The sequence below is a fragment of the Mycobacterium sp. SMC-18 genome (genome assembly GCF_045310895.1).
Classification (GTDB): Bacteria; Actinomycetota; Actinomycetes; order Mycobacteriales; family Mycobacteriaceae; genus Mycobacterium.
In genome coordinates this window covers 63,706-74,395 of record NZ_JBJIAL010000025.1, presented here as the reverse complement: position 1 = coordinate 74,395, position 10,690 = coordinate 63,706, and the positions used below count along the sequence as shown (strand labels likewise).

At 63.5% G+C, this 10,690-nt stretch carries 6 protein-coding genes and 1 pseudogene; all 7 read right to left on the bottom strand.

Annotated elements, in window-relative coordinates:
- Positions 1-1,289: 1,289 nt before the first annotated feature.
- Positions 1,290-1,448: pseudogene (locus tag ACJH6J_RS20415) on the bottom strand (translation initiation factor IF-2 N-terminal domain-containing protein); the annotation flags it as partial.
- A 67-nt stretch (positions 1,449-1,515) separates the two neighbouring features.
- Positions 1,516-4,671 carry a type I restriction endonuclease subunit R gene (locus ACJH6J_RS20410; RefSeq protein WP_406804460.1) on the bottom strand — a complete coding sequence of 1,052 codons (3,156 nt, stop codon included), beginning with the start codon at positions 4,669-4,671 and terminating at the stop codon, positions 1,516-1,518.
- Positions 4,672-4,674: 3 nt separating this feature from the next.
- A complete protein-coding gene (locus ACJH6J_RS20405; protein WP_318985807.1) occupies positions 4,675-5,889 on the bottom strand; it encodes a restriction endonuclease subunit S in 1,215 nt (404 codons plus the stop codon).
- Positions 5,886-7,622 (bottom strand): N-6 DNA methylase, encoded by a 1,737-nt coding sequence (locus ACJH6J_RS20400; protein ID WP_406804461.1) that lies wholly within the window; start codon positions 7,620-7,622, stop codon positions 5,886-5,888. Before ACJH6J_RS20400 ends, ACJH6J_RS20405 begins: the two co-directional genes overlap by 4 nt.
- Positions 7,623-8,324: 702 nt before the next feature.
- Complete coding sequence (locus tag ACJH6J_RS20395; protein WP_406804459.1) at positions 8,325-8,813, bottom strand: DUF4411 family protein; 489 nt, start codon at positions 8,811-8,813, stop codon at positions 8,325-8,327.
- The gene (locus tag ACJH6J_RS20390) at positions 8,813-9,967 is read right to left on the bottom strand and encodes an ImmA/IrrE family metallo-endopeptidase (protein WP_406804458.1); all 1,155 of its coding nucleotides are present in this window, start codon (positions 9,965-9,967) and stop codon (positions 8,813-8,815) included. Before ACJH6J_RS20390 ends, ACJH6J_RS20395 begins: the two co-directional genes overlap by 1 nt.
- A gap of 134 nt (positions 9,968-10,101) precedes the next feature.
- On the bottom strand, positions 10,102-10,683 hold the full coding sequence (locus ACJH6J_RS20385) for a hypothetical protein (RefSeq protein ID WP_406804457.1): 582 nt from the start codon (positions 10,681-10,683) through the stop codon (positions 10,102-10,104).
- Positions 10,684-10,690 lie beyond the last annotated feature (7 nt).

Sequence of the window (10,690 nt, the reverse complement as noted above, 5' to 3'; positions counted from 1 at the left end):
GTCTCCGGGTCGTACTTGCTCGGCATGACATGCACCTTCCCAAGGAAGGAGGTGCGCATCAAACGCGGGATGGTTCAAGCTGGGGGTCAGAAGGTGTTTGGCCCGGCGGCGGCGCACCTATCGAAATCCACTGACACGCAACAACATCAGGTCCTTCGGCCGCCCTCGAAGCTCCCGGCTACTCGGTAATCCATCGCGTCCGTACTTCTTTGGGGGAGTCGATGCCCGGAACCAGCGCATCGGTCGCCCCGCGCGTTGAGGTGGCGAACCAGCTCGGCACGCGCGCTGTCGACATCGATTCGTTTTAAGCAGTTCGGACACTTCCACGACTTCGGCCCGAGCGTCGGTCGCGGCTTCCTGCGCCCGTTGCTTGCTGCTGCCTTCGTACGCACCTGGCTGCGACCGCGTACGCATTCCGCGCACAGCCCCTTCGCAATGCTGAAGCCCTTCATCGACGTCCGTGTCTTGCAGCCCACGCAGTACTGCGTGGTCAGCTGTTGCTTGCCTGCCGCTCGCGGTGGTGTCTCCGACTTCCGTTGATTCCGAACACTTGATTTGGCGTTGCGACGGTTCTGAGGAGTCAACTCCTTCGCCGGAACAGGTGGCTTACGGCTGGCTATGATCCTTCGCAGACCTCGTTGTGTAAGGCCGTATTTGACCTCGCATTCACGAGCCAACGCGCCCTTCGCCTGACTGGGATTCTCCGACTGGCAGGCACGCTGGTAGCGCTCGCAGATGTCGGTGGCCACCGACGTCGTGACCGGGTCGTATCGGCGCTTTCTCTTGTCGTTGCCGGATTTCGGCTGGGTAGGGGTGGTGCCCAGTGCGCGCTGCTCAACACCGGCAGGATGTGGCTTCGGCTTTCGCGTTTGCGTTGCAACGCCGGGTTTGGCAACCCGAGGACTCCGCTCAGCATCGTCCATGGCCGATACCACTCGCGGTTCACCGTCGGCCAGCCTGCGCAACTTATCGCTCGAAACCAACTGGCGCAGCGCTGACCTCGAAACCCCGTACCTGGCTTCACATTCCCGAAATAGCTCGCTGATCGCGTGGCTCGGGTTCTCCGTGGCAGAGGCGAGTCGATGCCTCCTGTATATATCGATGGCAGCGGCGGAGGTGAGCAGCGAGGATGGGCGCTTGCCACCGGCTACTTTCGTCTGGGCGTCGATGGCGGCCGCTGTTCGTTGTCGCTGGGCCTTGCCGCCGGCCACATCCAGCGGGGTGGGGATAGTGCCTGCTGCACGCCGCTGATCCTTGGCGTCAGCTGCTCTCGGACCCGGATGTGGGACCCCGTATGCCTCACGCAGCCGTCGGGCAACAGGTGCCTCGACAGTCGAGGACGCTGACTTGACGAAGGTGCCGCTAGCGGCAAGCTGCGCCAGGACCTCCCTGCTCGTGATGCCGAGTTCTTTAGCTAGCTCGTGTATCCGTGCCTTGCCTGCAGCCACTGTTAGGTCTTCACCTCATTCATCGCATGAGCCTCCCAATCTTGCGGCGAACGCGTCAGACCCGAAGCTACTTCGAGCCCCCGACAATCTGCCCAGCACCGGTGACCGCCACTTCGGCCTGCTCATCCTCTGAAGAGACGACCTGATAGAACCACTTGGCAATATCGGAGATTAGGTGGGTACGCCCTGGAGCGTTCGTGAAGAAGTAATCGCTCATCTTCTCGTGTGCACCCTGGTTGTCCGCCACAGCTCCGGTGACCGCGTCATCGAAGTCAGGTGACTCGACAAACTGCTTGGCGGAGTTGACCTTTGCCTGCTGCACCAGCGCGTGATCGTCGAGTAGTGTCCGCAACAACGCTTCTAGAAACGAAACTTTCTGCGACTGAGTGAAGTCCTCGGACCCGAACAGATCGTTGAGCCGGTCAAGTACCTGTTGGAAGGCAACCATTTTCGGATCACGCTTCTCACCCGACCCAGCAGCGGTCAACCCGGACAACCCGACCCGGGTACCAAGTCCGATGTCGACCCGACCCCGGTCGATCTGCTTGACCTGCTTTAAAACAACGTCGGACAAGTCGATCGGTGCGGTGTAGTTCTCCGACTGGATAAACCGGTCGAGGAGTCGCAAGTAAATCTGCTTCTTCTCCAACTCCGGGTCGCCGTAGTCGATGACTTGAGACATGAAGTCGTAGAGGCGGATAAAGGAGCCGACGTCCTTACGGAACATATCCAACTCGGCCAGCGCGGCTTTATCGCCCTCCCCGCCGTTGTCGATCAATGCCGCATTGTACCGATCGGCAAACCGCTTCTGCCCCGGTCCGACCGCGCCGGCGAGAGCGCTGTTGCCCTTACCCTTCACGAAAGCCTCAGCACACTGGTCAATTTCGGCTTGGGTATAGATAGCGGCTGTATCGAGCTTGGCCGCGAGGTCGTGCACCAGATTCGGGTCAGTTCGAGTTTCCAAGAACGCGTCGGTGAAGTACGGCTCGAACGCCTCCTTGATGGCGGCCGGGTCGTTGACGAAGTCCACCACCTGCGTCATCGCCGCCGTTTTCGATACACCCGCCGGGGTGCGGTAGGTGCGGTTGAGCCGCGAAAGTGTCTGCACTGCAGTCACACCCGAAAGAATCCGGTCGACGTACATCGAGCACAGCAGCGGCTGATCGAATCCGGTCTGGAACTTGTTCGCGACGATCATGATCTTGTAGTCATCTCCGCAGAATGCTGTCCGCAGATCGTGCACGCCAGGGTTCATGGTGGCCTCGGTAAAGTCACCTGGACCTGATTCTGCGTCCTGTACTGCCCCGGAGAACGCGACCAAAGTGCCGTAGCGGTAACCCTTTTCGGCAATGAACTTGTCTATCGCCAGCTTGTAGCGGACCGCAGCTTTACGGGAGTCGGTGACCACCATCGCTTTGGCGTGACCGTCGAGCAGATGCGCCACGTTCTCCCGGAAGTGCTCGACGATGATCGCGGACTTCTGGCTGATGGTTTGTGGGTTCAGCTTGACCCACTTCATCACCGCTTTGGTGGCCTCGTTCTGGTCCACCTCGGTGCCGCCGCCGGCGTTCTGGCCGATCTGGAAGGCCAGCTTGAACGAGTGGTAGCCGGTCAGCACGTCGAGGATGTAGCCCTCCTCGATGGCCTGGCGCATCGTGTAGACGTGAAACGGCACCGGGTTCTCACCCGGCGACGGCTCCCGGCCGAACAGTTCGAGTGTCTTGCCTTTGGGGGTGGCGGTGAACGCGAAGTAGGAGATGTTCTCCGAGGCGGCCCGTTCGTTGGCCTCCGCGGCGAGGATCGCCTCGATGTCGACCTCCTGGCCTTCCTCGATGGCCTTGAGCTCATCGGCAGTCAGGACGGCCTTGAGCTGGCCGGCGACCTGCCCGGACTGCGACGAATGCGCCTCGTCCGCGATGACGGCGAAGTTCTTGCCCTTGAGCCCCTTGTTCTTTCGGATCTCGTCCATCGCGAACGGGAACGTCTGGATCGTCACGACGATGATCAGCTTGCCGTCGGTGAGGGCCTTCGCCAGCAGCCCCGACTTCGAGGCGCCAGCCTTGGCCGCTTCGTCCCGGTCGATGGCCACGACGATGCCTTGGTCGTTGTCGATCTGCTTGATCGCGTCCTGCAACTGCGCGTCCAGGACGTTGCGGTCGGTGACGACGATGACGGAGTCGAAGATCTTCTGGTTGTCGACCTGCAGCCGCGCCATCCGGTGCGCGGTCCACGCGATCGAGTCGGTCTTGCCGGACCCCGCCGAGTGCTGGATCAGGTAGCGCTTCCCGACGCCCTCGGTGGTGACCGCGGCGGTGAGCTCGGTGACGGCCTCCCACTGGTGGAACCGCGGGAACCGCAGCGTCGACGACTTGCTGGTCTTGCCGCTGATCGGGTCCGTCGAGGTCTCGTGCTTGATGTACATCAGCCGGCCGAGGATGTTCAGCCATGCGTCGCGTTGCAGGATCCGCTCCCACAGGTAGGAGGTCCGTGACCCGTTGGGGTTCAGCGGGTTTCCTGCACCACCGGTCTCCGTGCCGCGGTTGAACGGCAGGAAGTGGGTCTTGTCCCCCGCCAGCTTCGTGGTCATCCACACCTCGTCGTTGGACACCGCGAAGTGCACCAACGCCCGTGCCCCGGACTCGAACAGCGGCTGCGGCTTCCCGGTCACGGGGTCCTTCGGGAGGCGGGAGGTGCGGTACTGGTTCATCGCGTCGGCGATGGTCTGGGTGAAGTCAGTCTTGAGTTCAGCGGTGGCGACCGGGAGTCCGTTGACGAAGAACACAAGATCGACGCTGCGCTGGTCCGCGGTGGAGAAGTACACCTGTCGCATCACCCGTAGCCGCACCGCGGCGTAGTCGGCGTTGCGCTTGGCATTCAGAGTGGTCTCCGGCTGGAACTGGCACATCGCCAGCTTCGCAGCGAGGTGCGAGAAGCCCTTGCGCAGCAGGTTCAGGGTGCCGCCGCCGTTCTCGAGCGGCACATCGAGCACCTTGACGATCCGGTCCAGCAGTTGCGTCTGCTGCTTCGCCAGGTCCTTCGAGCCAGGCTTGACCACCTTCTCCAGCTGGTCGGGCTGGGTGTCCGCGAGCCACCCGAGGATGTCCTCAGGGACCAGCGCCCGCTCCTTGTCGTACCCGGTGTCGTCCGGGGAGTACAACCAGCCATAGGCAGCCAGGTACTCGGCGATCTCCTTCTCGAACTCGATCTCGTTGTGCTGGGCCATGTTTCAGGCCACCTCCGCTCGCACATCGATCTGCGCGGTCACCGCCGCGGTGATCACCGCCGACCGACGCTCCCGGGCGAGCTCGATGAACCGCTCCGTCTCAGCGATCAATGTGTCGATCTTCGAGGTCTGCTCGTCGAGGTACGCGACGATGCGGTGCTGCTCATCGAGGCTGGGGACGACCACCGGAATGGCTGATACATCGCTCAAGTAGATGCCCGGCTGTGCCGAAGTCTTAGACCGTAGCGACAGTTCATCCTGGAACCGATCAGACTGGATCTGGTACCAAAGGAAACGCGGATCGAGTTCGGCTGCTGGCCGGAGGAACGCCACGCTGCGCTGGAAGGCGTGGGAGACGTCGGCCTCGTATAAGGCCGTCTTCCCGATAGTGGCGCCAACAATAACCAGCGCGACATCGCCTCGCGTTGGATAGCCATTTGAGGTGATGGCATCGGCATCGACGTCTGAGATGAACGACTCCTGTCCATCAAGCACGATGCACCCGTCAGTCACGTTGCGAGCTCCAAGCAGCGGTCGTCCCTCTCCGGGCGCAGTGCGGACAAAAGTTCCATGAGTTCCGTCCTTAATGCCGTTGAGGACAAGGCCGAGTCGCGCGGTCCGACCCGCAATATCCGAAGCTCCCGACAGAACCGACTGCCGACGCTCCCGCAGTAGGTCGATCAGCCGCTGCTGCTCCTCGATGAGCGTGTCGATCCGGGCCGTCTCCCGGTCGATGAAGTCAGCGATGGCCTTCTGCTCGGGCAGGTCCGGGATGGGGACGGTGATCATCCGCATCTGCGCCCAATAGAGGCGCCACTGCGACGGCCGAATCCCTGTTGACCGAACGGCATACTCGCTGATCATCCGCCTTGAGCGCAGAAGGTGATGCACGAATCGCGGGTCCAAGCCTGGCGCCGTCGGCCGTAGCACTTCGTAGTCCGGGCTAACTAGTCCGTGATACGCCGACACTCCTAGCGATCCTTGCCATGCCTTCATCCGGTTCACCACTAGGTCGCCGGGGTGGACAACCTGGTAGCGACTCAGGTCGGCAGGCGTGCGGTTGAAGTTGTCGTCGCGCGAACTCTTCAGGATCACGCCGAAGTCGCGGTAAACACTGAGCACGTCGAGGTCTGATCGGTCGGTCTCAGTGCGCGGTTCAAACAGGTACGCGAGCCGAACTGTTGACCACCTGTCGGCTCGGGGCGGCGACTGAGTCATCCCTCCACCTCGCGCAGCAGGTCCATGATCTTCGCGACCTGCTTCTCCAGGTCCGCGTCGATCTCGGCGAGTGGCCGGGGCGGGACGTACCTGTAGAAATGCCGGGTGAACGGGATCTCGTATCCCACCCTCGTCTTCGCCGTGTCAATCCATGCTTCGGGCACATGCGGAAGAACCTCGGCGTCAAAGTATGCCTTGATCGTCTCCGTGCGACCACCATCGCCATCGGTGTTCCCACCGTAGGTGAAGGGGATGTTCTCAGTGTCGCGCAGCTTCGGGTCCGCCTTCGGGTTGCCCTTCCGATCCGTGGACACCTTCCCCGCGGCGGTCAGCAACGGGCGTTCCACGGTGATCGTCCAGTACGCGAAGTCGTTGGCGGTGAACACCTTCGAGTAATCCGGGTCGGCCTCGTCGAACGCGTCGTACAGGCCGAGGATTCGATCCCGGGACTTCGCGTCGACTTCCCGCCCCTTCGCACCGAGGTTCTTCCGCATCTTGGTCCAGAACGAGGTGGCGTCGATCAACTGCACCTTGCCGACGCGCTCGGGGCGCTTCGTGTTGTCCAGGATCCAGATGTAAGTGGCGATGCCGGTGTTGAAGAACATGTTCGTCGGCAACGCTACGATCGCCTCCACCAGATCGGATTCGAGCAGCCACTGCCGGATCAGCGACGGACCCGACTCAGCAGCACCGCTGAACAGGGGTGAGCCGTTCAGGACGATCCCGGCGCGGCCGCCGCCGTCGTGAGCGGGCCGCATCTTCGATGCCAGGTGGCACAGGAACAGCATCTGCCCATCACCGACCGCCGGGAGGCCGTGGGAGAAGCGGGAATTCGTCGCGAGCGACTCCTTCTTCACCGACTCCTGCGACGCCTTCCAGTCCACGCCGTACGGCGGGTTGGACATGCAGAAGTCGAAGGTCCGGTCGAAGAACAGGTCGTCGGCGAGAGTGTCGCCCAGCTTGATGTTCCCGGCGTCCTGGCCCTTCGCGATCATGTCGGACTTGCAGATAGCGTAGGACTGGTCGTTGATCTCCTGCCCGTACAACCGCAGCCGAGCGTCCGGGTTACGCTCCAGCAGTCGTTCCTCGGCCACGGATAACATCCCGCCGGTGCCGGCGGTGGGGTCATAGATGGTCCGCACCGTCCCGGCTTCGAGCAGGGCGGCGTTGTCCTCGGCGAACAGCAGGTCCACCATCAGACGGATCGCATCACGCGGGGTGTAGTGCTCACCGGCCTCCTCGTTGGAGGCCTCCGCGAACTTGTAGATCAGGTGCTCGAACAGGTCACCCATCTCGGCGTTGGATACCACGTCCGGATGCAGGTCCACACCGGCGAACTGCGACACCACCAAGTACAGCCGGTTCTTCTCGTCGAGGGTCGCCAGCTCGTTCTCGAACTTGAACCGCTCGAACACGTCGATGTTCGCGGAGAACCCGGTGATGTAGTCCATCAGGTTCGCCCGCAGGCCCTCCGGGTCCTCCAACAGCAGCTTGAAGTCGAATGGGCTGGTGTTGTAAAAGGCTAGGCCGGTCTTGCGTTTGACCTGCACGTCCAGGGCGCCGCCGGAGTACTTCTCGGCGAGGGCGCGGACCTCGTCGCGGGTGGGTTCGAGGATGCAGTCCAGGCGCCGCAGGATCGTGAACGGCAGAATCACGCCGCCGTACTGGTGCGGCTTGTACACGCCGCGGAGCTGGTCCGCGATCCCCCACACGAAGTTGCCCAGCTTGCTCAACCCGATCTCCCCTTCCCGGTCCGGCACACGCAGCGTGTCCGTCGACGCGCGCGTCAGACGAGCGTAAGCGGCGGATACGACAGCGAGGTCGCTGGTCGGCGAGTGTGTCCTTCAGGCCGGCAGCGGTCACGCACGCACAGGTGGCGCGATCCGTGCCGCTGTCGGCCCGCAGCGATAGCCTGCGAAGGTGACGACCCCATGGACCGGGGCCGGTGGTCCTGACCCTGTGCCTGTCCGTACTGGCCCTGATGGTGTCAACCGCGGCGGCTTGGATGGCAGGTGATCTCCTGGCACCGCAGCGGAGCGCAACTGCGGGTCGTCAGCAAGTGGGGCGTCGCCGGGAGCCCACCCAACCTACGGTGGTTCATCTCCATCGAAGTCAGCAACACCGGCCGACTGGCCACCGAAATCACCCAGGTCGGCTTCCACCTGCCCCGGAAGGAGTCCCGCCAGCAGATCGTCGATTTCGAGGACGTGCTCGGGATGCCGATCGCGTTTCCCCGGACACTGGCGCCGGGGGCGACGTCCGTCATGTACGCCGCAGACCGGTTGCTCGCGGTGCTGACCGAAGAGAGGCTCACCGGTAAGCGCGCTCGACCGTGCGCCGACACCGCCAGTGGTCGCGTCTACGGGCGCCCCCGACGGAACCCGCGGCACAGCTCCCAACTCTTGTCCGGACCGGTCGCCAGCGCTGACAGCGGCTTAGTTGGGCAGGTCGAGCGTGGCGCCGGTCCGGCGCATCATCTCGAACGGGCCGAGCGACGTCACGCCGATCGCCGTGCAGGCGTCGGGGATCATCACCCGCCTACGTGAGTTGGGATCTGAGCGTTCATGGGTGACCACGACATGATCGTGAGCGCGGGCGTACGCGACGAGCAGGTAGTCGGCCGCGCTGCCGGTGAACCCGGCCAGAGCGGCGGGTGTGAACGACTGCGAGCTCGCCCAGGTGGTGAGCGCCGGGAAGTGCGCCGTGGTGGCCTGATCCACCGGCCGGAAGAACGCGCTGTTGGCCTTGGCCCACTCGGCGAGTTCATCGTCGCCGGCGACCAGTTCGTCGCGGATCGCCTCGATACTGCACACATGACCTGCGGTGTGCGCGCCCTCCAGCCACTTCCAGAAGCCCGGGGCGATGTCGAAGGCGTAGTAGCGGTTCTTCGCGTCGATGAGCACGTTCGCGTCCACCAGGTACATCAGCCCACCCCGATCTCGTCGGCGAGCTTGGTGAAAGTCTCGTGCTTCCGTGTTCCGAGCAGCTGGAACGCCTCCCTGAAGCTCGTACCGCCCTCGTAGGTGCTGGCGATCACAGCGCGGGCGAACTGCCGGCTCAACCGCAGCGGCTGGGTGTTGTAGTAGTTGCCGCCACCCTCACCGCGGGCGCGCTTGGTGTGGGCGATCACGGCGTCCCGCTCTGCCTCGTAAAGCTGCTGGTAGTCGTTCCAGCTGAGGTACTTCCCGTCGAACAGCCGCTTGAGGATCACCAGGGTGCTCACCTTGTACCGGCGTGCGAGTCGGCTAACTTCCTGCGGCGTCGGCTGGCCCTGATAATCGCCGCGCAGCGCGGACAGCGGCACGAGCACTTCGGCGGCCACCTGGTTGCACCACAGCTCCTCGGTGACCCCACCACGGGAGGCCATCGCCGCGTCGGACAGCGCGCTGCCGCCGAGCCAGACGTGCGCCAGCTCGTGGATGAGGGTGAAGATCTGCGCGGCCTTCGTGTCGGCACCGTTCACGAAGATCAGCGGCGCGTAGGGGTCGGACAGGGCGAAACCGCGGAACTCCTCCGGCGCGAGGGCGCGGTGTGTGTCGCCGCCGACGATGCCGCTGACCATCACCAGCACACCGATGTTCTCGATGCGATCGATGAGCTGGCGCAACGCTTCGTCGGAATTAGCGAACACCGCGCGGTCGGAGAGGTTGAAGCCGAGCTCTCTGCGGATCATCTGCGCAGCTTGCACCACAGGGGTGTCGACGGTGACGGAGCCGACGAACGGCAACTCAGGCACGCCCTGCTCCCGGATGTAGTCCCGGTACCAGTCCTGCCGAGCCTGGCAGGCGTAGATGGTGTCCAACAGGTCCGCGGACGGCCGAGGCACCGCAGCGTTACCCAAAGTGCGCATGTCTGGGATCGGGACCGGTTCGTTCGGTGGTTCCGGCAAGAACAGCAACCCGAAGGGCGCGTGCGTCTTGTGAGCAAACTCTTCCAGCTGCTTCAACGTCGGGCGCGTGGCGCCGCTGAGCCACGCCTCGAACTTCGGGGCACGGCGGGCGATCGTCTCCTCATCCCAGCCAGCACGCTCGACAGCCCATTCCAGGAGGCCCGGGGCGACCTCGACACGAACTACCACGGTGCCCGCCACCTCCTTCCGTGCACGGTGTCAGTGTGCCGCAGCGGGCATAACGGGGCGCGTCGACCCCGCCGGTGGAATTCAACCGAGACCGCCGGTTCAGAAGTCCTGATCCACCCAGCGTGGCTAGCGACCTACTCGCTCTCAAGCACCGGTTCCGGATTTTCGCCGAACCGTCGCCGCCAGAGTGCTCCTACCTCGTCCGCGAACTGCATGTCGGCCCGCACCTCGCCGGCGTCGGCGATGTACACCACTCCCGCGGATTGGCCCGCAGGAATCACCAGCGGAAACCTGTCGACCATCTGCTGCTGGGCGTTTCGGAGGAACGCCGAAACCTGCGGTGAACCCACGATGTGGCTAGACATCATCGGAGCGTAGGAACTCAGCCGTCCGAACTGCGGGCCACCAAAATTCATCCCGGGAGGAAGACCCGAGTATATCGACTGGCCATGCTGACCAACGGCAGTCAGTCCTCCGCTGAGAGTCTGGGTGAACACCTCGCGCGCCAGATCCTCAAGCGAGAAGCGTCCTTTGGCCGGTACGCACGTGCCGCCCGAGCGTGCGCCGGTCCCGTCAACGGGGTACACATCAACTTCCAGATCGGTGATCGGTCCGGAGGTTCCGTTGTTCACCTTGACCGCCCAGAAGTTCTGTCCGACCGGCACCGGTTCGACCGAGATCGTGACTGCACGAATGCGACCACCACTGTTGCCCATCTCTCGG